The following is a 25,854-nucleotide window of genomic DNA, read 5'->3' on the forward strand; positions in this document are numbered from 1 at the left end:
AATTTTCCTTATATGAGTTTTTTAAAGCCGTTGTCAAATTTCAGTGCATCTTGATGACACACATCAATACACCTACCACAAAGCGTACAATCAGCGCCAGCTATCCTAAAGATATTTTTGCTCTCGTCAAGCTTTGCTCCTTTTTTTGTCATAAAAAGTACATGAGGCACTAGACAAACATCAGTGCAAACTAAGCAGTGATCGCATTTTTCTTTATCCCAGCTAACTTTTATGGCATTTGGTTTAGCTAGCACCGAGTAAGTAGCTCCAATAGGACAGACATATCTGCACCAAGCTCTACGTGAGAAGAAAATTTCAACCATAAGCATGGCCACAACAAACCAAATAGCATGAAAATAGCCATAGATAATAAATCTTGAAAAAATCCCAACAACATTAAAAATTTCAAATGTAAGGCTTGCACTAGCAAAGCTAAGAGTTAAAAATAAAATGGTAAAAACATATCGCCACTTTGTGTCAAAAACTCGTGGTTTTACTATCTTTTTAGCACGCAAATTTTCATGGATCTTCTCAGCTATTTCGCTTATTAATGAATAAGGACAGATCCAAGAGCAAAAGCCTCTACCGCCAAAAATGATATAAAACGCCAAGATACTAAGTGAGCCAATTATTAAATTTACATGGATTTCATGCGTCGCCAGAAATACTTGCAGGCTCATAAAAGCATCTGCCAAGTGGAAACCAAATATTCTTGAGGCACTGATGTCGCCTTCTAAAATTTGTATATCAACTCTATATGAAAGCACAAATAAAAGATGAACTAGAATAATGCTAAATATGCGCCAAAAACGTATACTAGCACGCTTCTTGCCATCTTTTGTAGTTGTGATTAACGTGCTTAGAAAGCTTACATTTCTAATCGTCGCACGAGTGTTATATTTGTCCATTTTTACTTTTTAAATTTAGAAATTTCATCTGCAAGGCTTTCAAGCTCGCTATCACTAACATTTGTAAGTAGCCCCTTCATAAGTGAGTTTTGCACCTTGCCAGCTTTATAATCAGCTAGCTTTTTAAGTAATTCATCCTTACTTAGGTGTGTTATATCAGGAGCTACGACGCCTTTTGCATTTGCACCATGACACGGGGCACAAGTTGTTAGATATTGCTTGCTAACGCCTTCATTGTGCACTTTAGCCACACTTAGACTTAGCTCTTTTACCTTTTTTAGCTCATCTTCGCTAGCAAATTCTTCACTAGACTTTGGCTGCTCTTTTGTAAAATTTTGCTCTACTTTTGGCTGAGCATTAGTTGCTACTTTTTCCTTTTTAGGTGGAGTCTGGCTTAACATAAATACCATGATACCGCAAATTGCTACTGCTAAAACAATGGTTATAATCTTTCCTACTTTCATTATTTGCTCCTAAATTGTGTATTAAAATCACTGATTTCTTTAGCTAAATTTCTGATTTCACTATCATCCATTTTTTTAACAAGGTCTCGCATTAAAACATTGACTTTTTCTTTATTTTTATAAGCATTTATCATTGTATAAATTTCATTTTCACTTTTTGTTAAGAGTGATGGCCCGATGATGCCATTTGCATAATCATCGTGACAAGCTGAGCATTTTGTAATGAAATTTTTGCTAAGTCTGCCCTTTATAAGTCTTAAATTTATAGTTTGAAGAGGGGTTCTTACCATCGCTAAAGCACCGATTTGACGGCTTACGTTATTATCTTCAAGTCCAAATTTTACGCTCTTTTCGCCGTGCATATCGTATTTTATGAAATTATTTTGTTTATTTGTGCTTTGGTTATTTTCTTTTTTTTCAACCTTTATGCTAGCACTCGTGGCTACATTTATTGGTTGCTCGCTAGCTGCTTTTTGCGCTTTGTCATCGCTCTTTTCACAGCCGACAAATAGCAAAGCAGCAGCCACTAAGGACATTATTAATCTCATTCTTTCTCCTTATAAATTTCATCATAACTCATTTTTGGGGCAATGTTTATAATTTTTACAGGGCAAACCTCAGCACATACCCCACACCCAACACAGCCATGCTTTATGAGCGGTAAATTTGCTTCGCTCATTACTATTGCACTATCGCCAACTGGGCAAATGCTGACGCAAAGGTCACAAATTTGACCGATTTTGCCTTTTATCTTATCTTTTTCTGCCTCTTCTCTATCGTTATAAACTTTGCGGACAAGCAAATCTTCAACGCTATCTTCGCTTAGTTTTTCTCTTTTTAGGCACATACAGGCATTTGCATTACTCAAGACAGCAACGCCCATTTTCACATCATCAACAACTTTTGTAGCATGATCTAACGCACCACTTGGACAGGCGAGCACACATGGGAAAAGATCACATAAATAGCAACCTCTCTTTTTAGGATCGATGTATGCTGTACCATTTGAATATCCATCTTTTATATCAAGCAAACTTATACTGTGATAAGGGCATACCTGCACACACTGACCGCATTTAACACAAAGATCATCAAAGTCATCAACCGCGCCTGGTGGTCTAAGATAGAGTTTATCGCCACTACTTTTTGGCAAAATTTTACCTATGCCATATCCTGCGGCAGCTGCGACTGAGCCTAAGATTATAAATTTTCTTCTATCCACGCTTTGCCTTTAACGCGTTAAAATTTGAAGCATCAAGTGGTTTTATCCTTGGCGTGCTATCTTCAAGTAGCTTTACTGGCTCAGAAAATGGCGCGAGTTTGGCTAAAAAATTTAAGATACTAAAGACACTTGATCCATAGAAAAACTGCAAATTTGGATAGTACTGCCAAAGCTGATCGGCATACGATAGATGCATGAACGGCGTATCGCCATAGCCATCTTTATTTCTATCGAAGCTCTCATACTCATCATAATAATTTTTACTCCACCGATTTAATGCCATTTTATCGCCTGGAGTGTCGTTCGCAACGATATCCATATTGCCTATAAAATCATTATTTTCAAATATACTTGTCCCCTGAGTAGCGTGAAAATATACGCCAACTACGTTGTGTAAAATTTTATTGCCTAAGAAATTTATCGTTGAGCCTGGCTGAAACGGCGAGTTATCGAGCAAAATTCCTCTCGCATTATAGATAAGTGTATTATTTTCGATAGTAAAATTTGAAACATCTTTTAGACCAATACCGATACCAAAAGCGCCGTCACTATCCATAACAAGATTATTTTTTATATTTGAGCCAGCTGAATACATAAAAAACATTCCGACTGCATTGCCGATAAAATCATTGTTTTCGACTAAATTTTGATTCGCATACATAAAGTGAAGCGAGTATCTACCGCGGATCGCTTTATTTTTTAAAAATTTATTGTGACTTGCATACCATGCAACCATATCGCGGCTATCATAAATATAATTGCCTTCTATTAAATTTTCATGGCTATACCAGAGTCTAACAGCATCACCTCTAAAACCAAGACTGGCCCCTTTTTTAGAAGTGATGTTATTTTCAGTGATCTTTGAGCTACTGCACTCTTTAAAATCAACCCCAAAAAGCACGTCACTCAAGTCATTTTGCGTAACCAAGACATTATTTGCTTTATCACAGCCAATGCCAGCATCTAGCTCACCAAGGTCATTTCCGCTACCGCTTATCTTTAAATTTCTAAGTGTAACATTTGAGGCAATAATCTTTACAACTGTGCCTTTACCATTTCCTTTTATGTGAGCATTTTTGCCCTCACCAACGATACTAAGCGGCTTATTTATAGTTATGCTTCCTTCATAGATGCCATCCCCTAGCTTTATAACATCGCCAGGGCTAGCGTTGTTTATTGCATCTTGAAGTATATTTGCAGAGCTAAAAATAGGCAAAAAAGCAAGGGCAAAAATAAAAATTTTACGCATTTAGCTCTTTTTTCTTTGAAAATACTGCGAGTATGCAAAATACGCTCATAGCGATCATAACCCAAAATCCGATACTTGGATAAGAGTGCGTTGTAAATTGTGCGACGCTACCATCACCTAAAACTGTTGGCATAAATGGTTTAATTTTAAATGCGCCCCACTCTTGCATATTGTGTCCATACCAGTAAAGCCATCCTGCAAATGCACTCATAAATAGCACAGGCGCGATAATCGTTGGAACCATAAGAAGTGAGTTAAATTTGCCGTTGTAATACAAAAATGCGAGCATACAAAGCGTTGAAATAAGCAAATAATAAGGTGCTATCGCTCGCTCCAAATTTCCGCCATGCTCCATAGGATACATACCGATGTAGTGATTTATCGTATTCATCTCATGCACGTCACCACTATATCCATCTACATGAAAATATACAGGAATTCCATCAGGAAAGGCTGATTTTGGATAATTTGGAGCTTCAAGAGAGACGTACCAGATAGGAAAAGATGGCGTACCAATCTCTGCTTTTTGTTCGATCATCTTATGAAGATCGCTTGCTACATCTTTTGATAAAAGGTGATTTTTATACTGAAATGAGCTATAAAGATTATAGATACCGTAAGTATAAGATGGTAGTTCATCACCATCAGCTATACGCTCTTTTGCTCCGTGCCAACCAAGAACAGGCAAAGTAAAACAAACAGTCATTAAGACAAGTGCAACAATGGTATAAATTTTATATTTACTCATGATCTCTCCTTTAAATTTTAAAATTTCATCTGCTAAAAATAAAATTTTAAAATTTAAAAAGGGGCAAAACGCCCCTTTAAAAACTACATACCAGCGTTTTCATCTACCCATTTTAGGTATTCGATGATATTTTTGATCTCTTCATCACTCATATGCTGATTTGGCATTCTAAGGTTAAAGTAATCAATCATTGATTTAATGTAGTCGTCACTATAGAACTTAGCAGGATCTTTGATAAATTCTGCTACCCATTTTTCGCCATTTTCATGTCTTAGTAAGACGCCTGTTAGGTCTGGACCTGAGCTTACTTGACCGATAACGTGGCAACCATTACAACCGCCTTTTAGATAAGCCTCTTCACCTTTTGCAGCAGCTGGACTCATCGGAGTTGCGATCTCTTTAGCTAGGTTATTTTTAGCTCTTAAGCCAACGTCAGCTGTTTTTACCATGTATTGCCATACTTGGTACTCCCAAAGGATAGCGCCGTTTACGTCGCCTTTTTTGTAAGCTTCGTCAGCTTTAGCTTTTACCTCTTTGATGTGGCCATATTGATCAAGTGCGTCATCAACCAAAGCTTTTACTTTTGGATATTTCTCATAATGTTTCTCTTTTAGGTATTTAACAACCTCTTGGATAACATCATCAGTTGCCTTATTAGTTGCGATTACTTTGTCGTATTCAGCTTTTAAAGCTTCTGGGCTTAGAGTTTTTAGCTTGTTATTTTTTGCAGATTCATATTTTTTACTTGGATCTTTAACAAGTAAATAACCCATCATCTCTAGGTGAAGTGCTGAGCAAAACTCGGTGCAGTAGTATGGGAAGACACCTTCCATATCAGCTACGAAATTTACTGAAGCGGTTTTGCCAGGCTCTAGTGAAGCGTGAATGTTGTAAAGGTCGATGCCAAAGCCGTGAGTCTCATCTTGAGCGCGCTCTAGGTTTGTTAGGTGAATTGTTACGTTATCACCTTTATTTACCTCGATGTGCTCTGGGTTGATGTGGCTTCTGATCATTGTCGCATAGACGGTTACATTTTTTCCGTTTCTTTCAACTCTTTCTTGACCAGCTAGAGTTGCATATGGGCTAGCCTCGCCTGTTCTTGAGTTTGTGCCCATATTGTAAGTAAGCGCTGGGCTTAGTTTGCTAGCAGCTATTGACACAACATCGTGTGGCTCGCCAAGTGGTATTGGCATATCATAGATTAGATCCATTTTTGCACCAGTGATGTCTATTAGCTGGTGGTTTTGTGGATGAAGTGGGCCAACTGGGCTAAAGCGATCGATTGAAAGTTTATCAAGAGCGATTGCATATTTACCAACTGGTTTTGCTGATTTGCCTTCCATTGTATCAAGGTGGCCGATATTGTAGTGAACATTTATCTTATCAAGCACTTTTAAATTTTTATAGTCCCATTTTACGATTTGACTATCAACGTAAAGTGATGTATAAAGTACGCCATCTTGTGAGTCAAATGATGTATGCAGTGGTCCAAGGCCAAGTTCGACTTGTCCGTGCATTGACTTTTCTCTATCTAAGATAGGAATTCCGTATGGGTCAGTGCCAGCATACTCTTTTTTGTCGATTAGCTCTTTGATCTTTCTAAAGTCATAAACTGATGCGTGAGTATCAAGCTTACCACCAATAATGATATATCTACCATCTGGAGTTACATCACAACCATGTGGGCTCTTTGACTCTGGGATCAAAAATAACGCACCTGCTTTTACAGCAGCGTCTATTGTAACTACCTTGTGGCCATTTATAACTTTGTAGTTTTTCTTGTCTTGAACAAGTTTTTCTAAAATTTTCCAGTTATAAACGTGCAAGAAGTCAGTGTCATTTCTACTTGCACCTGCTTCAAATGGAGGAAGACCTTTTTCGATACCACCAGTATACATCTCAGTATTTATTGAGTTTGTAAAGCCCCAGCCGTAGCTCTCGCCTTTACCAGCATCACTTAGATCTTGCCAATATGGTGGAAGCTCAAGAGAAAATGACTCTTTCTCGTCGATCTTGCCTTTTGGATAATCAAATTTCCAAAATGTTACAGCACCTCTATAAACTGCTTCATAGTCATCTATTGAGTGGTAGTTGTTATCAAGTGGAGCTGCATATTGGCTAGCTTCGATAACATACTCGCTATTTGGAGTGATGAAGCTACCGCCGTGCTCACTCTTCATAATAGGGTTTACAACGATTTGAGTTGTCTCAAAGTCATGCAAATTTATAACTGCGATTCTTGGGTTAGCTTTATCGTTGATAAATAGATAATCACCAACATACTCACCATTTTTCTCACTGAAATTTGGGTGGTGTGTATCGCCCCATGTTATCTCTTTGCCCCTGATGTTGCCTTGTTTCAAAACAGCTTTTGACTCATTGTCATAGCCATATCCTTGCCAAGGCTCTGGCGTGAAAACGCCGATGTATTTATAAATTCTCATCGACGGAACGCCATAAACTAGCACTTGACCGCTTTGCCCGCCAGATGAAAAGACGATGAAATCATCTTTTTTACCGCTAGGCTGATAAGTTTTAGCAGCTGCAAGGACATCTTTTTCGCTTAGCCCACGCTCTTTCATGACTTTTTCAAGGTCACTACTAGCAGCACAAGCAGTCGTTAAAGATAGCCCAAGCAACGCAGCACTTGCGACACAAAATAACTTTTGCATTTACTCTCCTTTTTAAAATGAATTTATCTCTAAACTTTTTATCTCATTGTCTAAATTTACGCCATTTAAGACGCCTTTATCTATAAAAATTCTTTTTATCTCATTGCTAAAAAGAGCCTTTTGTCCTTTTAGCTTAAGATCTTTGTCAAATTTATAGACTACTCCATCCCCACCACCTATAAAAATTTCATCCTCCATACACGCAAGAGCTGAAATTTTAGATTTTAAAACTTGTTTTTTAATTCCACTTTTAAAATCTAAAATTTCTCCATCTCTAAAGCCAAGCAAAATATCATTCCCTTTAAATTTACAGGCGCCAAGCGGAGCAAAACCAACACGCTTTTTCTCTTTTAAATTAAGCTCTTTATCAAGCAAAAATGCTTTGCCATTAAAGCTTGTAAAAAATAGTTCATCATCAATTGGCAAAAGGCTTGAAATTTTATAAACATCTTTATAATTTTTAGTTAAAAGTTTATTTAGATTTTTATCAAAAACGCCTATGCTGACTTCATTTGCCATATCGCAAGCTACGTAAATTTTATTTTTAATTGCCATAATTTGCGAAATTTTACAGCCAACATTTGGCATGGCAAATAAGAAATTTCTCTCATTTGCCACTTCAATAATCTCATTGTTTAAATTTGCGATATAAAAGAATTCTCCATCATTTCCGCACTCTTGATTTTTATAAATCGTCTCTTTTAGATCCAGATTTTTAATCTGCCCATCTTTTATAAAGACGATGCTTTGGTTGCTTTCATTAATAAAGCAGCCTAATTGCTGGGCAAAAGCTGTTATCAAAAACAAACTTATACAAAGCAGAAATCTCATGTTCCAAGACACTTTCATCATAAATTTAATAAGCAAAAAAACTATACATACTTAACTCTTAAAAGCAAATTAGCGATTAATTTATTTTTTTAAGCTTTTAAAGAAAAATATCAATAAATTTTTTTAAATTTTATTATTTACATTATATAGACATTATGATTTAATCAATACTAATATAGTTTTAATAAAATTTATTATCTATTGAATCACTTATTTTTAGTGCTAATTTGTATAATAATTTAAATTTGAATTATTTCTTAAGAAAATTATTTAAATTAAATAATTATATTAAGTAATGAGAAATTTTCTCAGCATTTAAGTAAAAAGCTAAATTTTATGTATTTGATATATTTTTAGCTTAAAGCCATTGGTAATTTAAATTTGTTTAAATAGGCTATAATCCGCCAAAAAAGGAGAGATAATGCTAACGCATTTAGATGAGAAAGATCGTCCAAAAATGGTCGATGTGAGCCCAAAAGATCCTACAAAAAGAGTAGCAACTGCTAGCGGGATCATCAAGATGAGCAAAGAGGCCTTTAGAGCGATAAAAGAAAATACTGGCAAAAAAGGTCCAGTCATTCAAACAGCTGTCGTTGCTGCGATAATGGGTGCAAAAAAGACAAGCGAGCTAATCCCGATGTGCCATCCACTGGCTATTTTAGGTGTGGATTGTGATATCGAAGAGCTATCTGAAATTTGTGCTTTTAAGCTTTATGTGAGCGTAAAAATAGAGGGCAAAACAGGTGTTGAGATGGAGGCATTAACTGGCGTAAGCGTGGGACTTTTGACCATTTATGATATGGTAAAAGCTATAGATAAAAGCATGGAAATAAGTAATATCGTATTAGAGAGTAAAACAGGAGGAAAAAGTGGCGAGTATATGCGATCTAAATAACAAAAAAGCAAAAATTGATTACCCAACGCATTGGGAATACAAAATAATATTTGATGCTGATGTCAATGTAGAAGAAAAGGTAAAAGAGATAGTAAAAGATAGAGAATTTAAGCTAGTTTTTTCAAAATTTAGCAAAGATAAAAAGTACGCTAGCTATGACCTAGCCGTACTAGTTTTGAGCGAAGAAGAGAGGCTAGAGATATTTTCAGCACTAAAACACGAAGCAAAATACGTTTTATAAGGTAAAAGATATGAATAATTTAGAACAAAATTTACATGATTATAAAAGCAGCGATGGCTTATTAATAAGTATAAAAGCTCTTTGCAATAACTTCTTTCAAGATGCTGCAAACAAAGATATAAATGCTTTGCCAGAAATTTTAAAGGCTAAAATGAATGAGCTTTATGACAAAATGAACAAAGAAGATCTTATAAATGCAAAAAATCTAAAAAGTGCCATGGAGGGAATAAATCAAGCCATTGTCGGTGCTGAAGAAAAGGCACTTTACGAGCTACTTGATAAAAAAGATGAGCTAAATCGTGCAATAGAAGCAAAACGTGAAGAGATAAAAAATAGGCTCAAAATTTCATTTGAAGCAGCTGAAGAGGTCGTAAAAGATAGAAATTTTAGTGAAAAAGAGGAAATTTTAGAGCTTTTAAACAATGCGATCATTAGAGAAACAAGGCTTCTTGGTATCTTAAAAGAGAGTGCTCAAATCGCATTTTTAACAACTCTTGAAGGTGCAAAAGATGTCGAGGAAACAGCTGGTGCGATAGCTAAAAATATGACCTATGTTGCGATAATTGGAGGAGAGTTTAGCAAAGAGCGGATACTTGAAATTTCAAAAAATATCATCATAGCAGCGGCAAATTTAGCAGATGAGGGTCATATTTTTGCAAAAGAGCTGATAAGTGGAGCGATAAGTGGCACAAGAGATGGCATTTTAAGAGCCATAGAAAAGCTTAAAGATGAGGCGAAATTTGCTCCAGATGAGCTTAGGCTAAACTCACAACTACTAAACTTAAAAAATATTGATGAAGAATTTATAGCATTGCTTAGGGAACTTGAAAAAGAATTTGAAGGTGTAGCAAGAAATGAAATCGAAAATGTGATAAATAGCGAGCTAGATACAAACCTCGCAAAATTTAAACGCATTAGCGATCAAGCAAGAGAGCAGATCATTTCAAGGATAGAAGAATTAAAGTCAAACGGCATGGTAAAGCTTATGAGCGAGGCAAATAATAAATTTGAAGCCTTAAAGCAAGAGCTAAATGACAAGAGTAAAAAGCTAAAACTAAATTTTGATACAAACGATAAAATCGAAGAGATCAAACAAGAGATCGCCAATCTTGAGAAGAAAGCCAATGAAAAATTTGAAGACATCAAACAAATTGACATCAAATCAGAAGCCAAGAAATTTGGAGATAGGGCTTATCAAGCTGCAAAAGATCTATTAAATGTTATTAAAAAAGATAAAAAAGAGGATTAAATCACCAAGCTTATCTTGAAATTTTTCTTGAAAGATACTCACGCTAAATATTCTTGCCAAGTGTGAAATTTTTTTCACACTTGGCTTTTACTTTTTAAAGCTTTAAAATCATAAAAATAGATAAAGCAAAAATACTCCCAAGATCAAGCGATAGATAACAAAAGGAAGCATCCTAATCCTTGAGATGATCCCCATAAATAGCTTAACGCAGAGATAAGCACTAACAGCACTTATGATGACGCCAAGGGCGATGTCACTCCATGGCAGAGCATTTGGGTCTTTTATGAGCTTGATGCTCTCAAGTCCACCGGCTAGGATGATGACTGGGATCGACATCAAAAATGAGAAATTCGCACTTCCCTTGTGGCTAAAACCTAAAAATAAGGCTGCCGTCATCGTTATACCTGATCTTGAGACGCCAGGGATGAGCGCCACAGCTTGAGCAAGGCCGATAATAAGCGCAAATTTTATGGTCATTTCATATTCGCTTTTATTTGTCGAGCGAAGATCTGCAAAGTAAAGCGCTATGCCAAAGACGATCGTAGTAATAGCGATCACAATGCCGCTTCTTGCGTACTCTTCGATAACGTTGTTAAATAAAAGCCCAAAGATCCCAACTGGAATGGTGGCAAAGCCCACACACCAGACAAGCAAGCTATCGCCCACCATCTTTCTTTGTGCGATCGAGGCAAAAAAGTCACGAAATAGCTTAAAAATCGTATCTTTAAAATAAAAAAGTATCGCACTTAACGTACCAACGTGTACTGCCACATCAAAGGCAAGACCTTGATCTGGCCAGCCAAGTAGCTTTGGCACCAAGATAAGATGAGCCGAGCTAGATATCGGCAAAAATTCGCTTATGCCTTGCACCAAGGCCAAAACAATAACATGAGAAATTTCCATAAAATGCCTTTTTTGATTTTAGATTGCAGTTGGGGATTTTACTCCCCAAGATTAAATTTATATGATTTCGCTAGCGAAATTTGCAAGTTTTTGCGGAGTAAATCCAAAGTGATCAAATAGCTCGTTCGCCTTGCCACTAGCGCCAAAGCTATTCATACCATAAACTGCGTCGGCAAATTTATACCACTCATAGCCAGTTGCAGCTTCAACTGCGATGATGGTTGTATTTTTATCTAAAATTTTAGCCACGTATTCATCTGGCTGCTCGCAAAGTAGGTCAAAACAAGGAGCTGACACGACGTTTGTGCCGATACCTTGCTCAGCTAGAAGTGCGGCTGCTTTTACGCAAAGTGAGACCTCGCTACCGCTTGCTATAAATGTTATCTTTGCATCTTTTGCCGAGCTTAACAGATATGCGCCGTTACTAACCTCGCCAAATTCGCCTTTTGCAAGTGGGTCAAGCCCTTGACGGCTAAGCACAAAGGCACTTGGAGCGTTTAAATTTAGAGCCACTTGCCAGCTAGCTGAGTTTTCGTTGCCATCAGCTGGGCGGAAAGTGTAGAAATTTGGCATCGCTCTAAATGTGCTAAGCTGCTCGATAGGTTGATGTGTCGGACCATCTTCGCCAACGCCGATGCTATCGTGTGTGAAGACAAAAAAGTGTTTTATAGCCATTAGCGCTGCTATCCTCGCACTTGGCTTTAGATAGTCGCTAAAGATGAAAAATGTCGCTGAAAATGGCAAGAAAAGGCCGTATCTTGAGATGCCATTGTTGATAGCTGCCATGGCATGCTCTCTGATGCCGTAGTGGATATTTTTGCCATTTGGGAAGTCGCCCATACCCTTTAGCTCAGTCTTATTTGAAGGAGCTAAGTCAGCACTACCACCGATAAAGCCAGGTAGTTTTTTAGCTATCTCATTTAAAATGACGTGGTTTGTATCTCTTGTGGCTAGCTTTTTGTCGCTAAAGTCTGGAAATTCGATCTTGCTAAAGTCTGGATTAAGAAGTGAGTTTAGTAAATTTTTACCTTCAATGCTTAGTGCCTCAACCTTTTTGTTCCACATCGCTTCTTCTAAATCGCCCTTTTCTACCGCACCTCTAAATCTTAAAAGCACGTCCTCGTCAATGGCAAATTTCTTCTCAGGGTCAAAGCCAGCTGCAGCCTTTGCCTTTTTGATGATCTCTTCGCCAAGTGGTGCGCCGTGGCTGTGGTGACTTCCTTCAAGTTCCATTGCACCACGTGCTATACGTGTGTTTGAGATGATAAGATATGGCGACTCTTTCTCGTTTGCTTGCTCAAGTGCAAATTCGATCTGATCGTAGTCGTGTCCATCGATACGAGCGACCTCCCAGCCCTGTGCCTCAAACCTCGCTTTTACATCCTCACTAAATGCGATCGCTGTGTCGCCCTCGATCGTAATGTTGTTTGAGTCGTAGATGAGCACAAGGTTGTCCAGTCTTAAATTTCCGGCTACCGAACATGCCTCATAGCTTATACCCTCTTCTAGGTCGCCGTCGCCGCAAAGGCAGTAAATTTTATGATCGATTATTTTATTGTCTGGTTCATTTAGAACGTTTGCAGCGTATTTTTCTGCCATGGCTAGGCCGACTGCATTTGCTACGCCTTGACCAAGCGGGCCAGTAGCAACCTCAACGCCTGGAGTGTGAATTTCTGGGTGACCTGGAGTATTTGAGCCAAGTTGGCGAAAATTTTTAAGCTCATCTAGGCTTAGATCGTAGCCGCTTAGGTGCAAAAAACTATAGACCAAACTTGACGCGTGACCGCCGCTAAAAACTAGCCTATCTCTATTTAACCATTTTGGATTTTTTGGATTGTGTTTTAAAAAGTTGCTTAAAACCACCATGATATCAGCTAGGCCCATAGGAGCACCTGGGTGTCCGCTGTTAGCGTTTTGCACCATATCAGCGCACAAAAATCTTATAGTATCGGCTTGTTTTTTTAGCATATGATCTCCTTTTATTGCGCCAGATTATACAAAAAAGTGATTAAAACTTGCCTTGCATTTTTGTCCAAAATGTCTAAAAAGTGATATAAATTTTGTAAATTTTTAGTAGTAAAAAAGCTAGAAATTTCTAGCTTTTATCTAAGGTGTTTATCCGTAAGCTCTAAGATCATCTTAGCTATACTGGTATCTATCTGATTTAGTGCCTCTTCTATCTCGCAAATAAGCTCATCTTTTTTCTTTTTAGCGCCCTCAAGGCCAAGTAAATTTGTAAATGAGTTTTTAGCTAAGTCGTTATGCACAGGCTTTCCAGCGACCACTTCGTCGCTTGTAAGATCGATGATGTCGTCTTGTATCTGAAAAGCGAGCCCAAGTTTTAAGCCGATATCATAAATTTTCTCACACTCTATTTCGCTTAAATTTACTATCACAGCACCCATTTTTAGGCTAGCGGCGATCAGCTTTGCGGTTTTGTGGATGTGTAAAAATACTAGCTCATCAAGGTTTAGCATCTTGCCAGAGAGTCCAAATTTAGCCTTTACCCTTTTGATGTCCTCTTTGTTTGTATTTTCAAAAAAACAATCAAGCGCCTGACCTAGCACCATGCCACTAACGCCAGCATTTTCGCTTAAAATTTCTACGCATTTTATACGCGTCTCAGCTGGTAAATCAGCACGTGAAATTTCATAAAAAGCGTGCGTATTTAGCGCATCTCCTGCAAGTATCGCAGTCGTCTCGTCGTAGGTTACGTGAAGTGTTGGCGTGCCGCGTCTTAGGCTTGCGTCGTCCATTGAAGGCAAGTCATCATGAATGAGCGAATAAGTGTGCATCATCTCAAGGCCCAAAGCCACTCTCATCGCCTTTTGCGTGAGGCTTTTATCGACGTTTTCGACCACACCAAGAAGCAAAAGCGCCCTAAAGTGCTTGCCTCCAGCCTTTAGCATCACCCCAAGCGCCTCCTCGTAGTAAGGATGAAAGCTAGGCGCCTTTGGCAAATTTGCATTTAGAAATTTTACGAAGTCCTCAAGTAGGCTCATTTTGGCACTCTTGCAAAGAACTGAAAGTCGTTTCTAGTAAATAAAAGTACGAAATTTTGCAGGTCGCTTATCTTTTCTAAAAGCTCCTCGCGGCTATTCACACTCTCTTTGTTGTAGCCTAAAATTTTATCGCCGGTCTTGATACCAAAGATGTCGGCATTTGACTTTGGCTCGACCTTAGTAACGACTAAATTTTTATCAACCGTGATACCATAATCCACCAAAACTTTATCATCTAACAAGCTCTCAGGCGACTTTGGCATGACATTTAAATTTGGCAGATCAAGGCTTGAAGGGGCGTCAATGTCGAGGCTTTGGTTAAATTTCACATCCCCGCTTACTGGCACTTGAAAGAGTAGCTCTTGCCTATCACGCTTCACGATGATGTCCAGTTTTGCACCCTTTGGAGCAAAAAGTACCATCTCATTTAGCTCTCTTAAACTCTTTGGTTTTATGCCATTTATCGTAACAAGCTCATCATCTACCATCATCATCTTGCCGCGGCCCAGTGGATCAACAAGACCCACAAAAAATTTATCCTCTTTTTGCAAGAATTTCACGCCGATATCGCCGTAATATACGTCATCGTAAGATACAAAGTGCTTTAAATAGCGGTTTGGTATAAATTTATCAGCTCCAACAGCTATGCCTATCATCTTACAACAAGGCGTGTTTATCTCGCCAGTCGCGTTATACTCGAAGCTTAGCGTGTCAAAGTCGCCTAAATTTTGCCCCAAAGACTTGATGTGACCCATGACGGTGTTGTTAGAGTCGTTTAAGATGCCAACCCAAGTGCTCTTTTTGATGCGCTCCTCGTTGGTCTCATCAGCCATCACAACAGGGCTTAACTCCTTGCTAGAGCGCACTAAGAAAAGCTGCAAATACGGGTCAAATTTGACATATTCTCCAAGCGGGGCTCCGTCACTTTTTGGCACTGCGATCAAATTTTTAGTGATAGCCACGCCAAAGTGTTTATTTACTGAGACGATTGAGTTTTTGTTCTTTTCAAAGCAGGCGTTAAAGTCCTCTTGCGTAGGCCTAGGATCGGCGTTTAGGCAAAGTGCTGTTAGCAAAAATGCAAGGGCAAATTTATATTTTAGTCTCATTTTATCCCCATCGAAGCAAGGCCGCCAAGCATCCTTGAAGCAGTGTTTTTCTTATCAGCCTCAACTGACTTTAGCACGTCATTTACGGCGCTTATTAGTAAAATTTGCATACTCTCTTTATCTTCAAGCAAGCTATCATCTATGCTGATATCAAGTATCTCGCCGCTTCCGTTTGCTCTCACGCTTACAAGTCCGCCACCACTTTTTGCTCCAAATTCTTTATTTTTGCTCTCTTCTTCTATCTGCTTGGCCTGTCTTTGCACATCCTCAAGCATCTGCCCCATCTTTGAAAAGTCAAATCCCTCAAACATCGCCTACTCCTTTATGATCTCGTTTTTGTTATTTACATGTACGATGGTTGGTTTAAATTTCTTAGCCTTCTTAAATTTCATACTAGCGTATGCCACGATGATGACCACGTCTCCCACGCAAACCTTTCTAGCAGCTGCGCCGTTTAGGCAAATTTCGCCTTTTTTGCCTTTTATCACGTAGGTGGCAAATCTCTCGCCGTTGTTTACGTCTAAAATTTCTACCTTTTGATTTTCTATCAAATTTGCGGCCTTTATAAGCTCCTCGCCGATGCTGATCGAGCCAACGTAGTTTAAATTTGCGTCTGTTACGACAGCTCTGTGGATCTTACTAGCTAAAATTTCTATATTCATTTTTACCTCTTTAAAAGTTCAATTACCACTTCTTTATCACTAAATGGATGTTTGACGCCCTTTATCTCTTGATATGGCTCGTCGCCTTTGCCAAGTATGACAAGCGCCCAGCCGGGTTCTAGCTTGCTGATAGCCAGTGCGATCGCCTCTTTGCGGTTGGCGTTTCGTATCAAATTTTCATTTTGGCTCATGCCAGCGCAAATTTCATCTATTATGCTCTCTGACTCTTCGCTTCTTGGATTGTCACTTGTAACGATGCAAATTCTTGCGTATTTTTGGGCGATCGCTCCCATTTTTGGGCGCTTTGTCCTATCCCTGTCACCGCCTGCGCCAAAGACCGCGATCAAATTTAGATGCCTAAGTGAGTTTAGTACCTTTTCGATGCCATCAGGCGTATGAGCAAAATCCACAATGACTAGCGGATCAGCGCTAACGACCTCCATCCTGCCGCTAACCCCTTTAAATTTACTTATCGCCTTTGAAAGTGCGACTGTATCTGGTCGCTCTAGCAAGCAAACGGCGCCAAGAGCGGCGATTAGGTTATAAAGATTAAACTCGCCTTGAAGGCTTGAGTCTATCTCCACATCGCCATTTGGCGTCTTGATAACTGCGTCTATGCCGTCCTTTAGCCCATAAACTATCGGCGCAAAGCTAGCTGGCTTTTTGATCGCGTACGTGTAGGCGTTTTTTGGGTTAAATTTAACTCCGCCATCGTCAATGTTTATGAGCTTCACGCTCTCATCGTCAAAAAAGCTTGATTTTACTCTAGCATACTCCTCCATGCTCTTGTGGTAGTCGAGATGGTCTTGAGTCAAATTTGTAAAAATTTTTAGAGCAAATTTCAAGCTCTCTATACGCTTTTGAGCTATCGCGTGTGAGCTAACCTCCATCACGAAGTACTCGCAGCCTTGCTCGCTAGCTGCTTTGAGGTAAGAAAGCGTCTTTAAAATGGCACTCGTCGTAAGCGCCTTGTCATCTATCTGCTTGCCCTCTACAAATGCCCCTCTTGTGCCACTTAAGCCGCATTTTTTGCCTAAGTTTCGCAAAGTCTCATAGATAGCCGCAGCCGTTGTGGTCTTGCCATTTGTGCCAGTGATGCCAACTATCTTTAAGCTTTCATCGATTTTTAAAAGCTTCTTGCACTCTTCAAGGCTGATTATCTTTGCACCATTTTTTACCGCTGCCTCCGCAAATTTTGCGTTTGCAGCAGTTTGCACGAAAAATGAGCCATTTTCACACTCGTTTGAGTCATCTGTTATGAAGCTATTTTCTACTGATATTTTCATTGTTTTGTCTTTTTTGTATCTCTCTAAAAAGCTGATCTATGCGCTCATCACCGCCAAACATCACCGCCGCACTCTCAAGATAGTTTATACTCATTTCGATGAAGTCATTTTTTATCAAATTTCCCAAAAATTCTAAAAAATCATCTTTGTTTGAGATCATTACCTTGGTTGAGAACATGATATTTTCAAAGACCTTTTTGAAGCTGCCGTCCTTATAAACAGCCCTTTTAAAGTCCTCGTAGCTTATCGCGTCTTGCTCTTCAAAGTACTCGCTCTCCTCGTCTCTAGACTCTAAAATTTTTAAAATTTCCTCCACGCCCTCGTCGTCCTCGCCAGCTCTTACCTTAGCCATGTAGTAGTCAAACAAGAGCTTTGCTTCCTCTGCATTTTTCTCGCCAAGGGAGCAAATTTGTATCAAAAATAGTAAATTCTTATCCTGTGTCTTTTCGTAAGCTAGAGAGAAGTAAAAGATCGCTTCTTTAAATTTTGAGCGTTTAAAGTGTTTAATGCCTATTTTTTTATAATCTATCAATGTCAAATTCCTCGCCGATCGGGATATTTACGACCTCAAGCTCTGGGTGAATATCCATACGAAGTTGTCTTTCGAGTCCATATTTTAGTGTAGTTGTGCTAGCTGCACATCCATGACAATGTCCTGTGAGTCTTACGTAAATTTTGCCGTTTTTTATGCCAAGTAGCTCCATGCCACCGCCATCATTTTCAAGCATTGGTAATACCTTTTGCAAACTCGCACTGACTGGTTTTAAAAGTTCTTCATCGCTAAATGGGATCATATTTTTTCCTATTAAATTTTTGGGCTATTATAGCAAAATAAAAATGCAAAAAATAATGGCTATATTTTTGCTTAGCGCTAATTTTGCTTTATAATTTAAACCTTTTTGACACACCTAGTCAGTTTTGATTATTAAATGCGTGAGCTAAAATTTAGTAAATTTTTGATTATAAGTTTTAGGATAAAAGGGCAAATTTACCCTTTTTGTTTAATCTATTAGAAGTGATTTTATATCTACTTTTTGCTCGATCATCTTGCTCTCAAGCATAAATTCTTGCGTAGCTTCAAGTGCTTTTATGTCATCAGCAGTGATCTTTGGACTAAAGTCATACTGCGGATACATACTCTTTACCGCCTCTATGCTAAGACCGGTCTCTTCAGCTGTAAATTTTAATGCCTCTTCCTCATTTGCTTTCATAAAAGCCAAAATTTCATCTTGAGCCTTTTTAAATTTCTCAACTACGTCTTTATGCTTTTTGTAAAATTCTCCGCTTGTGGCAGTGACGATGACTGGAGTGATGACACCCTTGCCTGTTGTTACGACACTAAGTCCTGATTTTTTAGCATTATAAGCAGCTGGTCCAGCAAGAAGCGCTGCATCGACGCTGCCGTTTTCTACCGCGGCTTGCGCAGCTGGGATACCCATAGAGATGAACTCTACGTCGTTTATGCTAAGCCCGCCAAGCGCTAGGTATCTAACCAAAAGCTCGTTTAAGATAGTGCCTTTTGGACCTGCTACTTTTTTACCTTTTAGATCTTTTGGCGACTTTATGTTTTGGTCCTTAGAAAATATCACAAATGCCTCTGGCGCCCTTGAATAGGCGCTTATGATCTTTATGTCAGCCTTATTTGCAGCTGCAAGTATGACCGAAGTGCCGCCCACACAGTTTAGAAACTGGAGCGAATTTGAAGCGAGCGCTTGCGTTTGTTTCGCACCTGAGGTGATCTCGGAGTACTCGACCGGCACGCCAAAAGACTTCGCATAAAAGCCTTTAAATTTATCGACGATCGATGGGACGTTTAGCGGCGATTTGACGTAGGTCATGCCGATCTTATCTAAGCCTTCGCTTGCGTTTGCGACTAGACAAAACAAAGAGGCCGCACACAAAACCTTGAAAAACTTTCTCATATTTGCTCCTTTAAAAATTTTATAAATTATATAATTTTTTGCTTCATTTTAGTTTTAGTTATCATTTTTTATTCTAAATTTCACTCAAAATTTTGCGTTTTACGGCTATTAGCTCCTCACTTAGCAGATCTCTTGGCTTTGCTAAATTTGATAGGTCGTAGTTTGATTTTATCCCGCCCTTTTCAAGCAAGATGATCTCATCAGCCAAAAATAGCGCCTCATCGATGTTGTGAGTGACGAAAAGGATGGTTTTGCCGGCTTGTATTTTTAAAATTTCAGCCTGCATGCTAGCCCTCGTAAATGCATCAAGCGCGGCAAACGGCTCGTCCATGAGGATCAAATTTGCCTCGTACGCAAGCACTCTAGCAAGCGAAACGCGCGAGCTCATACCGCCAGATAACTGCGAAACAGTGGCAAATTTAAAGTCGCTAAGTCCTATCATAGATATCAGACTATCGATCTTTGTAGCCTCTATCTCATGCTTTTTAAGCGCAAATACGATGTTTTCATAGACGTTTAGAAACGGCATAAGGCGGGCTTCTTGAAAGACGAAGCCGATCTTTGCTTGCTCTTTAAATTTTATCTCGCCAAGGCTTACGCTCTCAAGACTGGCGATGAGGCGTAAAAGCGTAGTTTTGCCGCATCCGCTTCTGCCGAGTATGACGGTGATCTTATCTTTTTTTATGCTTAAATTTAGTTCTCTCAAAACGTCAATACGCTTCTCGCCGATATAAAAATGCTTGGATAAATTTGAAATTTCTATCATTTATCGCCTCGCAAAAGGCTAAATTTCGCTATCAAAAGCAAAAAGAGCCTATCTATGAGCACGCCGCAAATGCCGATCGTAAAAATGCCCACAAATATCCTATCCGCGCGTGAAAGCTCCTCAGCGTCAAGTATGAGGTAGCCCAGCCCGCTTGACGCCGCTATCATCTCCGCTCCGATGATCGCACGCATGGCGTAGCCAAAGCCTATTCGCATGCCGACGAAGATATCTTTTAGCGCACTTTTTATGATGATCTTGTAAAAAATCTCAAATTTACTAAAGCCAAAAATTTTACCAACCTCGATAAGCTTTATATCACAGCTCGTTAGCCCCTTTTGGATGCTTAGAAACATCGGAAAAAACGAGGCTAGGATGATAATGATGATCTTTGGCGTCTCGTTTATACCAAACCAAAGCACCAAAATGGCGATCAAACTAAGCGGCGGGATATTTCTAAAAAACTCCAGTATCCACTCGTAATAAACGCTGATCTTTGGCAAAAGCGCCGCTATACCGCCAAGCACGAGCGCTAGGGCAAACGAGAGTGCGTAGCCTGCAAATATACGTTTAAAGCTGATGATAGTATGCGTGGCGAGCTCGCCGCTTAGGCTCATGCCATACATCGTCTTTAGCGTAGCTAGCGGACTTGGCAAGATATATGGAGTAAAAATTTCTAGCTCGCAAACGACCTGCCAGATGGCAAAGATCGCTAGGATCAAAATGCTCTTTTTAAAAATTTCTCTCACAACCCATCTCCGTTGTGACAGCCGTTTTCGCAGTATAAAAGCTCGATGATCTGGTAGTTTTTAAGCTCGCTAAATTTATATGAAAGGGCGTTTTGTATCTTCTCTTTACTACCAAGACTTAGGGTTTTTACGCCCAAATTTGTAAAAAAGCCAGGCGGTATCGGACTTTGCTCGATACTACGCATCTTTAAATTTATAGCGTTTTGCTCCCTAAAGCTTTTCCACGTCAAAAATGTGGTTCGCGCTAAATTTAGCTCCCTACCAAGCTCTGCAAGATCCTCACAGGGCGTCGTCACGTAAAGCCACTCGTCCTCTTTTAGCTTTGAACTAAGCTCAAGCGCGCTCTCTATCAAAATGGGGTTTAAGCTTGAAATATTGTTTGAAAATTCTTTGAAATTTGATCTTATAAAATTTACAGCTCTTGGACAGCGACTGTCTAAAACCATGCCTTTAGAGCATAAATTTTTATATGAATTTTTGACATCACGAACATGATCTTTTTCGCACTCTACTATGTTAAAGCCCTTGTTTTGCAAGAGCTCTTTTAACGCAGAGAAGTCATACATATTTTTTACAACAGGATTTAGCCAAAGTAGCTTTCTCACGAGTTCTCCGTAATTTTAATAATAGAAATCAAGATTCTATCATTTAAAAATTTAAACCAAGTAAAAAGAGCCGCTTATGACTAAAATCATAAAGATAAGCGGTACAAAAAAACTAAATTTAGCCTACACTTTTATATCTAACTTCTGTTTTTGCTCCACTTTTTCCATTAGCTTTAGTATATCAACTCCGTTTTTCTCAAGCTGCATTAGCTCCTTAAGATAGGCAAATTTTTCATCTTTGTTGATGTCGTAAGTAGCTAGCTTCTCGCTTCGTCCGATCACTGAAGCATAGACTTTGTTGCCATCAAGTTTATCCGTATTTTGTACATTATAAAGCGAGAGCACGCCCTCTACCACCTCTTTAAAATCCGCCCCGCTCTTCATGCCAGCTTTCATAAGCGTAAGAAATCTCTGTCTACTCTCTTCGTCAGTGAAATTTATATTTTGTAGCGTCTGGTACTCAATTGGTGGCTTATTAGTGCTTGTTAGCATAGAGATAGCCTTTTTGCCTATTGTAATGCTCTCCACGCCGACTCTTTCGCCAAGATACTGCCTAAGCGCATAATCAATCCACTTATCTTTAAACTCATCTATGCTTAGGTCTTTATCAAGTATCTCAAACCCTTCCACGTGGCTCTTATGGCCAAGTCCAAGAAGTGTGTTGCCATCAAGTTTTGACGTGTACTCTTTTGCAAAGAGATCGACATCTGTTGGATAATATCCTATGATCTCTTCGTGAGCTCTGCCAAAGCCAAGTGCTTTGGTCTGGTTGATAAAATTTTTGAGATCATTTATCTCATCTTGGCTGACTTGTTTGTCATATCCCATGAGCTTGCCCCAGATGCTTATCTTGCCATTAGCAGCTATGCCTGATAGCGAGAAATTGCTAGCAAATGTTAGATTTTCGCTATTTTTTTGAAATTTTATCGTATTTGTTTCATTTAAATTTATTGGCTCACCTCTAGTATCAGTATGACTTTTTCGTTCATCAACCAAACTGCTAGATAAATCATTTAAAGAATTTTTGTCTATATTTAGTTTAGAGTTATTGGTGTCAAGCTCTTGTGCTCTACTACTTTGCAAGCCAACATAAAAATTTGTGCCAACTCCATTTATGCCACCTATCATCTCAAATCCTTTGAAATTTATAAGATATTTGAAAGAATATCGTCTTTATAAAATAAAATTTTAGCATAGAGTTCAAAGATAAAAATTTAAAATGTATGATTTTAGATTAAAGGATTTACAACTTTTAACTATTAAATTTATGATTTTTTGGTTAATAAAATTTGATAAATAATTAAAGAAATTTATACTTTAGAAAGCTTTTGAAAGAAGGATTTTATTTTAAAGGTAAGAGAATTTTATATTCAAGAAATTAAAAAAAGAGAGCCGAAGCTCTCTAATAATTATTCAGCTACTAGCTCTATATAAGCCATCTCTGCTGCGTCGCCTCTGCGAACACGAGTCTTAATGATTCTTGTATAGCCGCCATTGCGCTCTTTAAATTTTGGAGCTACTTCAGTAACTAATTTATTTGTTGTTTCTTTATCTTGTAAAGAAGCAAATACTGCTCTGTGAGCGTTAGAGTCACCTTTTCTGGCTCTTGTAATTAGCTTCTCAACATAGCTTCTAAGCTCTTTTGCTTTTGGTAAAGTCGTCTCTATCTTTTCGCTTTTGATGATAGCTATCGCCAAATTTTTAAGCAATGCAGATCTATGAGATGACGTTCTACCAAGTTTGCGATATCCGTGTTTATGTCTCATCTATTGTCCTTTTATTCTTTTACACTCATTTGTGCTTTAAGCTCGGTTATTTTCTTTCTTAGCTGCTCTTTGCCATCTTTTAACACATCGGCACCAACTGGATAGCCTATCTCTTCCATAACCGCTTTAATCTCTTCAAGAGATTTTTTACCTAAATTTTTAAGCTCTTTAAGCTCATTTTCGTCCATTAATGCAAGCTCGCCGATAAATCTAATATCAGCTTTGTCAAGGCAGTTAAAACTTCTAGCACTTAAATTTAGATCTTCTACGCTAGAAAGTAACTTTGAAAACTCGCCACCTGCAGTTGAGCTAGCAACTGGAGTACTAACATCAATATCTAAAATTCCTTTAAATACTGACATTTGTTGATACATAGCTTCTAAACAATTTTTAAAAGCCTCTATCGGACTAACTTGACCATCAGTTGTTATAGTAAATACGATCTTTTCATAGTCTGGATCATCCTCAACCAAGACATTTTGTATATCATAAACTGCTTTTTTAACAGGTGTAAAGAAAGCATCAAGTGCGATATAGTCGTCTTCAATCTCTTCTCTGATCTCTTCACTAGGAACATATCCGATACCTTTTTGAATGATAACTGAAAAATTTAACTCAGCATCTTCGTTTATTGTAGCAAGGTATGCGTCTGGGTTAACGATCTCAACTAGATCATTATTTAGATCAGCCCCAGTTATCTCTTTTGGTCCTTTAAAGCTATACTCTATAACTTCGCGCTCACTGGTGCTTTTTAATTTAAATCTGATCTTTTTCAAATTTATAATAAAAAAAGCTACGTCCTCTAGCATACCTCGCATACTATCAAATTCGTGACTAACTCCTTTTATCTTTACACCAATAGGAGCAAAACCTACTGTACTTGTGTAAAGAAGACGACGCAATGGGTGAGCCAAGGTAACAGCATAGCCCGCCTCAAAAGGATATGCTGTAATGTTAGCAACATTTTCACTAACACTTTTAACTTCAATTTCAGTTGGCATATAAGCTGATGTAGTAATCTTTCTCATCTTTATACCCTCTATTATTTTGAATAAAGCTCTACTATAAATCTTTCCTCAACAGGAATGATAACCTCTTCTCTTTCTGGATTTCTAGTGAAAATTCCAAATTTTTTCTCTTTTTCAACATCTACCCAAGCAACAATACCAGTTTGTGCTGTAAGATCTATCGCACGAACAATTTGTGGATTGTTTTTAGATTTTTCGACAATCTCTACTTTTGCGCCAGGTTCAACTCTGTAAGATGGTATATCTACTCTTTTGCCATTTACTAAAATATGTCCATGAGTTACTAGCTGACGAGCAAAACGACGAGTTGTTGCAAAGCCCATTCTATAAACAACATTATCTAATCTTTGCTCTAGTAGTTGAACCAAAAGGGCACCAGTGTTGCCCTCGCGGCGTGCTGCTTCTTGAAATAATCTTCTAAATTGCTTCTCTGAAACACCATACATGAATTTAGCTTTTTGTTTCTCGCGAAGTTGTAAGCCATATTCGCTTATTTTTGCTCTTCTTTGTCCATGTTGTCCTGGCGCATAAGGTCTTTTTTCAAAAGCACTTTTACCAGCAAGTCTTCTTTCGCCTTTTAACGCAAGAGACACACCAAGACGTCTTTCTAATTTTTCAACAGGTCCTGTATATCTAGCCATAATAATTTCTCCTATTTTTCTCTAATTATACGCGGCGGCGTTTTGGCGGTCTACAACCATTGTGTGGTAAAGGCGTAATGTCTTTAAAGAAAGATACTTTAATTCCTTCAACAGTTCCTACACTTTTAACAGCCGTTTCACGTCCGCTACCTGGACCTTGAACCTTAATACCAACTTCTTTTATACCATGCTCTTTTGCTTTATTTAGAGCATCTTCAACTGCCTGCTGAGCTGCATAAGGAGTTGATTTTTTACTACCTTTAAAGCCTAAGCCACCTGCACTACTCCATGCAATAGCATTTCCCATTTCATCAGTTACAGTTACCATAGTATTATTAAATGTTGCACTGATATAAACGATACCTTTGGCTATGCTTTTTCTAACTACTTTTTTCTTAACAATTTTTCTTTTCGCCATTTATTATCCTTTAACCCTTGCCTTACTTAGTAGCTGCACCGACAGTTTTACGTCTGCCTTTTCTGGTTCTAGCATTAGTTTTAGTCTTTTGACCACGAACAGGAAGACCTTTTCTGTGGCGAAGACCTCTATAACTTCCAAGATCCATAAGAGCTTTGATATCCATAGCAACTTGTTTTCTCAAATCACCCTCAACGATATGATGCTCTTGAATTTCTTTACGGATAGCTGCTGCTTCGTCTTCGCTAAGCTCATAAACTCTCTTGTCGTAAGAAATTCCAGCTGCGTCAAGAATTTGACGAGATTTATAAAGACCTATACCATAAATATAAGTCAAACCATACTCGATTCTCTTTTTGTTTGGTAAATCTACACCTGCAATACGTGCCATGCCTTATCCTTGTCTTTGTTTATGTTTTGGATTTTCGCAGATAACACGAATTATACCACTACGTTTGACAATTTTACATTTGTCACACATCTTCTTTACAGAAGGACGAACTTTCATTTTAGTCTCCTAAAAA

31 protein-coding genes are annotated in these 25,854 nt (G+C 38.4%); 3 read left to right on the forward strand and 28 right to left on the reverse strand.

The features are described from left to right. Positions 1 to 8: 8 nt before the first annotated feature. The 8 genes from B9N66_RS06540 to B9N66_RS06575 form a co-directional block, all read right to left on the reverse strand. Complete coding sequence (locus B9N66_RS06540; RefSeq protein WP_087580404.1) at positions 9 to 908, reverse strand: NapH/MauN family ferredoxin-type protein; 900 nt, start codon at positions 906 to 908, stop codon at positions 9 to 11. 2 nt (positions 909 to 910) lie between these two features. Further along, complete coding sequence (locus B9N66_RS06545) at positions 911 to 1,372, reverse strand: c-type cytochrome (protein ID WP_087580405.1); 462 nt, start codon at positions 1,370 to 1,372, stop codon at positions 911 to 913. After that, entirely contained in the window at positions 1,372 to 1,920 is a 549-nt protein-coding gene (locus B9N66_RS06550; protein ID WP_087580406.1) for a c-type cytochrome, read from the reverse strand. Before B9N66_RS06550 ends, B9N66_RS06545 begins: the two co-directional genes overlap by 1 nt. Then, positions 1,917 to 2,594, reverse strand: coding sequence for a 4Fe-4S dicluster domain-containing protein (locus B9N66_RS06555; protein WP_084041224.1), 678 nt, complete (start codon positions 2,592 to 2,594; stop codon positions 1,917 to 1,919). The genes B9N66_RS06550 and B9N66_RS06555 overlap by 4 nt, the downstream gene beginning before the upstream one ends. Next, positions 2,587 to 3,843, reverse strand: coding sequence for a nitrous oxide reductase family maturation protein NosD (locus B9N66_RS06560; RefSeq protein ID WP_087580407.1), 1,257 nt, complete (start codon positions 3,841 to 3,843; stop codon positions 2,587 to 2,589). The genes B9N66_RS06555 and B9N66_RS06560 overlap by 8 nt, the downstream gene beginning before the upstream one ends. Further along, positions 3,836 to 4,591, reverse strand: a complete 756-nt coding sequence (locus B9N66_RS06565) for a cytochrome C (protein ID WP_072595072.1) — start codon at positions 4,589 to 4,591, stop codon at positions 3,836 to 3,838. The genes B9N66_RS06560 and B9N66_RS06565 overlap by 8 nt, the downstream gene beginning before the upstream one ends. Positions 4,592 to 4,674: 83 nt before the next feature. After that, positions 4,675 to 7,263 carry a Sec-dependent nitrous-oxide reductase gene (nosZ, locus tag B9N66_RS06570; RefSeq protein WP_087580408.1) on the reverse strand — a complete coding sequence of 863 codons (2,589 nt, stop codon included), beginning with the start codon at positions 7,261 to 7,263 and terminating at the stop codon, positions 4,675 to 4,677. 12 nt (positions 7,264 to 7,275) lie between these two features. Next, positions 7,276 to 8,094, reverse strand: coding sequence for an ATP-dependent protease (locus B9N66_RS06575; protein WP_087580409.1), 819 nt, complete (start codon positions 8,092 to 8,094; stop codon positions 7,276 to 7,278). A 418-nt stretch (positions 8,095 to 8,512) separates the two neighbouring features. Between B9N66_RS06575 and moaC the strand changes: the two genes are divergently transcribed. From moaC to B9N66_RS06590, 3 genes are read left to right on the forward strand one after another with little or no spacing between them, the layout of a single operon-like run. Then, positions 8,513 to 8,989: a cyclic pyranopterin monophosphate synthase MoaC gene (moaC, locus tag B9N66_RS06580; RefSeq protein WP_178140250.1), complete on the forward strand. Its 477-nt coding sequence runs from the start codon at positions 8,513 to 8,515 to the stop codon at positions 8,987 to 8,989. Beyond that, entirely contained in the window at positions 8,964 to 9,230 is a 267-nt protein-coding gene (locus B9N66_RS06585; RefSeq protein WP_021091143.1) for an HP0495 family protein, read from the forward strand. Before moaC ends, B9N66_RS06585 begins: the two co-directional genes overlap by 26 nt. Before the next feature lie 10 nt (positions 9,231 to 9,240). Next, the gene (locus B9N66_RS06590) at positions 9,241 to 10,479 is read left to right on the forward strand and encodes a hypothetical protein (protein ID WP_087580410.1); all 1,239 of its coding nucleotides are present in this window, start codon (positions 9,241 to 9,243) and stop codon (positions 10,477 to 10,479) included. Positions 10,480 to 10,587: 108 nt separating this feature from the next. Here the strand turns inward: B9N66_RS06590 and B9N66_RS06595 are convergent, their stop codons facing one another. The 20 genes from B9N66_RS06595 to rpmJ all read right to left on the reverse strand — a co-directional run bounded on the left by B9N66_RS06595 (position 10,588) and on the right by rpmJ (position 25,838). Beyond that, the gene (locus B9N66_RS06595; RefSeq protein WP_087580411.1) at positions 10,588 to 11,382 is read right to left on the reverse strand and encodes an undecaprenyl-diphosphate phosphatase; all 795 of its coding nucleotides are present in this window, start codon (positions 11,380 to 11,382) and stop codon (positions 10,588 to 10,590) included. Positions 11,383 to 11,439: 57 nt separating this feature from the next. Beyond that, a complete protein-coding gene (gene tkt, locus B9N66_RS06600; protein ID WP_087580412.1) occupies positions 11,440 to 13,350 on the reverse strand; it encodes a transketolase in 1,911 nt (636 codons plus the stop codon). 134 nt (positions 13,351 to 13,484) lie between these two features. Further along, positions 13,485 to 14,384: a polyprenyl synthetase family protein gene (locus tag B9N66_RS06605; protein WP_087580413.1), complete on the reverse strand. Its 900-nt coding sequence runs from the start codon at positions 14,382 to 14,384 to the stop codon at positions 13,485 to 13,487. After that, complete coding sequence (locus tag B9N66_RS06610) at positions 14,381 to 15,490, reverse strand: DUF7488 domain-containing protein (protein ID WP_087580414.1); 1,110 nt, start codon at positions 15,488 to 15,490, stop codon at positions 14,381 to 14,383. Before B9N66_RS06610 ends, B9N66_RS06605 begins: the two co-directional genes overlap by 4 nt. Next, positions 15,487 to 15,801 carry a YbaB/EbfC family nucleoid-associated protein gene (locus tag B9N66_RS06615; RefSeq protein ID WP_054197266.1) on the reverse strand — a complete coding sequence of 105 codons (315 nt, stop codon included), beginning with the start codon at positions 15,799 to 15,801 and terminating at the stop codon, positions 15,487 to 15,489. Before B9N66_RS06615 ends, B9N66_RS06610 begins: the two co-directional genes overlap by 4 nt. A 3-nt stretch (positions 15,802 to 15,804) precedes the next feature. Further along, positions 15,805 to 16,152 (reverse strand): aspartate 1-decarboxylase, encoded by a 348-nt coding sequence (gene panD / locus B9N66_RS06620; RefSeq protein WP_002941539.1) that lies wholly within the window; start codon positions 16,150 to 16,152, stop codon positions 15,805 to 15,807. Between the two features lie 2 nt (positions 16,153 to 16,154). Further along, positions 16,155 to 17,438, reverse strand: a complete 1,284-nt coding sequence (locus B9N66_RS06625; protein WP_087580415.1) for a UDP-N-acetylmuramoyl-L-alanyl-D-glutamate--2,6-diaminopimelate ligase — start codon at positions 17,436 to 17,438, stop codon at positions 16,155 to 16,157. Then, positions 17,416 to 17,970: a histidine kinase gene (locus B9N66_RS06630; RefSeq protein ID WP_087580416.1), complete on the reverse strand. Its 555-nt coding sequence runs from the start codon at positions 17,968 to 17,970 to the stop codon at positions 17,416 to 17,418. Before B9N66_RS06630 ends, B9N66_RS06625 begins: the two co-directional genes overlap by 23 nt. Then, positions 17,957 to 18,232, reverse strand: coding sequence for a NifU family protein (locus B9N66_RS06635; protein WP_021091089.1), 276 nt, complete (start codon positions 18,230 to 18,232; stop codon positions 17,957 to 17,959). Before B9N66_RS06635 ends, B9N66_RS06630 begins: the two co-directional genes overlap by 14 nt. A 207-nt stretch (positions 18,233 to 18,439) precedes the next feature. Further along, on the reverse strand, positions 18,440 to 19,360 hold the full coding sequence (locus B9N66_RS06640; RefSeq protein ID WP_087580417.1) for an ABC transporter substrate-binding protein: 921 nt from the start codon (positions 19,358 to 19,360) through the stop codon (positions 18,440 to 18,442). A gap of 73 nt (positions 19,361 to 19,433) precedes the next feature. After that, entirely contained in the window at positions 19,434 to 20,126 is a 693-nt protein-coding gene (locus B9N66_RS06645) for an ABC transporter ATP-binding protein (protein ID WP_087580418.1), read from the reverse strand. Continuing rightward, positions 20,123 to 20,872, reverse strand: a complete 750-nt coding sequence (locus B9N66_RS06650; RefSeq protein ID WP_087580419.1) for an ABC transporter permease — start codon at positions 20,870 to 20,872, stop codon at positions 20,123 to 20,125. Before B9N66_RS06650 ends, B9N66_RS06645 begins: the two co-directional genes overlap by 4 nt. Next, positions 20,869 to 21,477: a hypothetical protein gene (locus B9N66_RS06655; RefSeq protein ID WP_087580420.1), complete on the reverse strand. Its 609-nt coding sequence runs from the start codon at positions 21,475 to 21,477 to the stop codon at positions 20,869 to 20,871. The genes B9N66_RS06650 and B9N66_RS06655 overlap by 4 nt, the downstream gene beginning before the upstream one ends. 123 nt (positions 21,478 to 21,600) lie before the next feature. After that, positions 21,601 to 22,605: a hypothetical protein gene (locus B9N66_RS06660; RefSeq protein WP_087580421.1), complete on the reverse strand. Its 1,005-nt coding sequence runs from the start codon at positions 22,603 to 22,605 to the stop codon at positions 21,601 to 21,603. Between the two features lie 281 nt (positions 22,606 to 22,886). Then, entirely contained in the window at positions 22,887 to 23,243 is a 357-nt protein-coding gene (gene rplQ / locus B9N66_RS06665) for a 50S ribosomal protein L17 (protein ID WP_002941584.1), read from the reverse strand. A gap of 11 nt (positions 23,244 to 23,254) precedes the next feature. Beyond that, positions 23,255 to 24,271 (reverse strand): DNA-directed RNA polymerase subunit alpha, encoded by a 1,017-nt coding sequence (locus B9N66_RS06670; RefSeq protein ID WP_084109888.1) that lies wholly within the window; start codon positions 24,269 to 24,271, stop codon positions 23,255 to 23,257. Between the two features lie 14 nt (positions 24,272 to 24,285). Beyond that, positions 24,286 to 24,912 (reverse strand): 30S ribosomal protein S4, encoded by a 627-nt coding sequence (rpsD, locus tag B9N66_RS06675; RefSeq protein WP_054197275.1) that lies wholly within the window; start codon positions 24,910 to 24,912, stop codon positions 24,286 to 24,288. Positions 24,913 to 24,937: 25 nt separating this feature from the next. Further along, entirely contained in the window at positions 24,938 to 25,330 is a 393-nt protein-coding gene (rpsK, locus tag B9N66_RS06680) for a 30S ribosomal protein S11 (RefSeq protein WP_021091081.1), read from the reverse strand. Between the two features lie 22 nt (positions 25,331 to 25,352). Further along, positions 25,353 to 25,721 (reverse strand): 30S ribosomal protein S13, encoded by a 369-nt coding sequence (gene rpsM / locus B9N66_RS06685; protein WP_002941610.1) that lies wholly within the window; start codon positions 25,719 to 25,721, stop codon positions 25,353 to 25,355. A gap of 3 nt (positions 25,722 to 25,724) precedes the next feature. Then, positions 25,725 to 25,838: a 50S ribosomal protein L36 gene (gene rpmJ / locus B9N66_RS06690; RefSeq protein ID WP_002941545.1), complete on the reverse strand. Its 114-nt coding sequence runs from the start codon at positions 25,836 to 25,838 to the stop codon at positions 25,725 to 25,727. Positions 25,839 to 25,854: the final 16 nt, after the last annotated feature.

This window comes from Campylobacter concisus (genome assembly GCF_002165775.1).
Taxonomy (GTDB): domain Bacteria; phylum Campylobacterota; class Campylobacteria; order Campylobacterales; family Campylobacteraceae; genus Campylobacter_A; species Campylobacter_A concisus_E.

Bases quoted from the DNA above. Each gene is read 5' to 3' on its own strand.
- B9N66_RS06540 (WP_087580404.1), bottom strand. From the start codon at position 908: ATGGACAAATATAACACTCGTGCGACGATTAGAAATGTAAGCTTTCTA.
- B9N66_RS06545 (WP_087580405.1), bottom strand. From the start codon at position 1,372: ATGAAAGTAGGAAAGATTATAACCATTGTTTTAGCAGTAGCAATTTGC.
- B9N66_RS06550 (WP_087580406.1), bottom strand. From the start codon at position 1,920: ATGAGATTAATAATGTCCTTAGTGGCTGCTGCTTTGCTATTTGTCGGC.
- B9N66_RS06560 (WP_087580407.1), bottom strand. From the start codon at position 3,843: ATGCGTAAAATTTTTATTTTTGCCCTTGCTTTTTTGCCTATTTTTAGC.
- B9N66_RS06565 (WP_072595072.1), bottom strand. From the start codon at position 4,591: ATGAGTAAATATAAAATTTATACCATTGTTGCACTTGTCTTAATGACT.
- nosZ (WP_087580408.1), bottom strand. From the start codon at position 7,263: ATGCAAAAGTTATTTTGTGTCGCAAGTGCTGCGTTGCTTGGGCTATCT.
- B9N66_RS06575 (WP_087580409.1), bottom strand. From the start codon at position 8,094: ATGAGATTTCTGCTTTGTATAAGTTTGTTTTTGATAACAGCTTTTGCC.
- B9N66_RS06590 (WP_087580410.1), top strand. From the start codon at position 9,241: ATGAATAATTTAGAACAAAATTTACATGATTATAAAAGCAGCGATGGC.
- B9N66_RS06595 (WP_087580411.1), bottom strand. From the start codon at position 11,382: ATGGAAATTTCTCATGTTATTGTTTTGGCCTTGGTGCAAGGCATAAGC.
- tkt (WP_087580412.1), bottom strand. From the start codon at position 13,350: ATGCTAAAAAAACAAGCCGATACTATAAGATTTTTGTGCGCTGATATG.
- B9N66_RS06605 (WP_087580413.1), bottom strand. From the start codon at position 14,384: ATGAGCCTACTTGAGGACTTCGTAAAATTTCTAAATGCAAATTTGCCA.
- B9N66_RS06610 (WP_087580414.1), bottom strand. From the start codon at position 15,490: ATGAGACTAAAATATAAATTTGCCCTTGCATTTTTGCTAACAGCACTT.
- B9N66_RS06615 (WP_054197266.1), bottom strand. From the start codon at position 15,801: ATGTTTGAGGGATTTGACTTTTCAAAGATGGGGCAGATGCTTGAGGAT.
- panD (WP_002941539.1), bottom strand. From the start codon at position 16,152: ATGAATATAGAAATTTTAGCTAGTAAGATCCACAGAGCTGTCGTAACA.
- B9N66_RS06625 (WP_087580415.1), bottom strand. From the start codon at position 17,438: ATGAAAATATCAGTAGAAAATAGCTTCATAACAGATGACTCAAACGAG.
- B9N66_RS06635 (WP_021091089.1), bottom strand. From the start codon at position 18,232: ATGATCCCATTTAGCGATGAAGAACTTTTAAAACCAGTCAGTGCGAGT.
- B9N66_RS06640 (WP_087580417.1), bottom strand. From the start codon at position 19,360: ATGAGAAAGTTTTTCAAGGTTTTGTGTGCGGCCTCTTTGTTTTGTCTA.
- B9N66_RS06645 (WP_087580418.1), bottom strand. From the start codon at position 20,126: ATGATAGAAATTTCAAATTTATCCAAGCATTTTTATATCGGCGAGAAG.
- B9N66_RS06660 (WP_087580421.1), bottom strand. From the start codon at position 22,605: ATGATAGGTGGCATAAATGGAGTTGGCACAAATTTTTATGTTGGCTTG.
- rplQ (WP_002941584.1), bottom strand. From the start codon at position 23,243: ATGAGACATAAACACGGATATCGCAAACTTGGTAGAACGTCATCTCAT.
- B9N66_RS06670 (WP_084109888.1), bottom strand. From the start codon at position 24,271: ATGAGAAAGATTACTACATCAGCTTATATGCCAACTGAAATTGAAGTT.
- rpsD (WP_054197275.1), bottom strand. From the start codon at position 24,912: ATGGCTAGATATACAGGACCTGTTGAAAAATTAGAAAGACGTCTTGGT.
- rpsK (WP_021091081.1), bottom strand. From the start codon at position 25,330: ATGGCGAAAAGAAAAATTGTTAAGAAAAAAGTAGTTAGAAAAAGCATA.
- rpsM (WP_002941610.1), bottom strand. From the start codon at position 25,721: ATGGCACGTATTGCAGGTGTAGATTTACCAAACAAAAAGAGAATCGAG.
- rpmJ (WP_002941545.1), bottom strand. From the start codon at position 25,838: ATGAAAGTTCGTCCTTCTGTAAAGAAGATGTGTGACAAATGTAAAATT.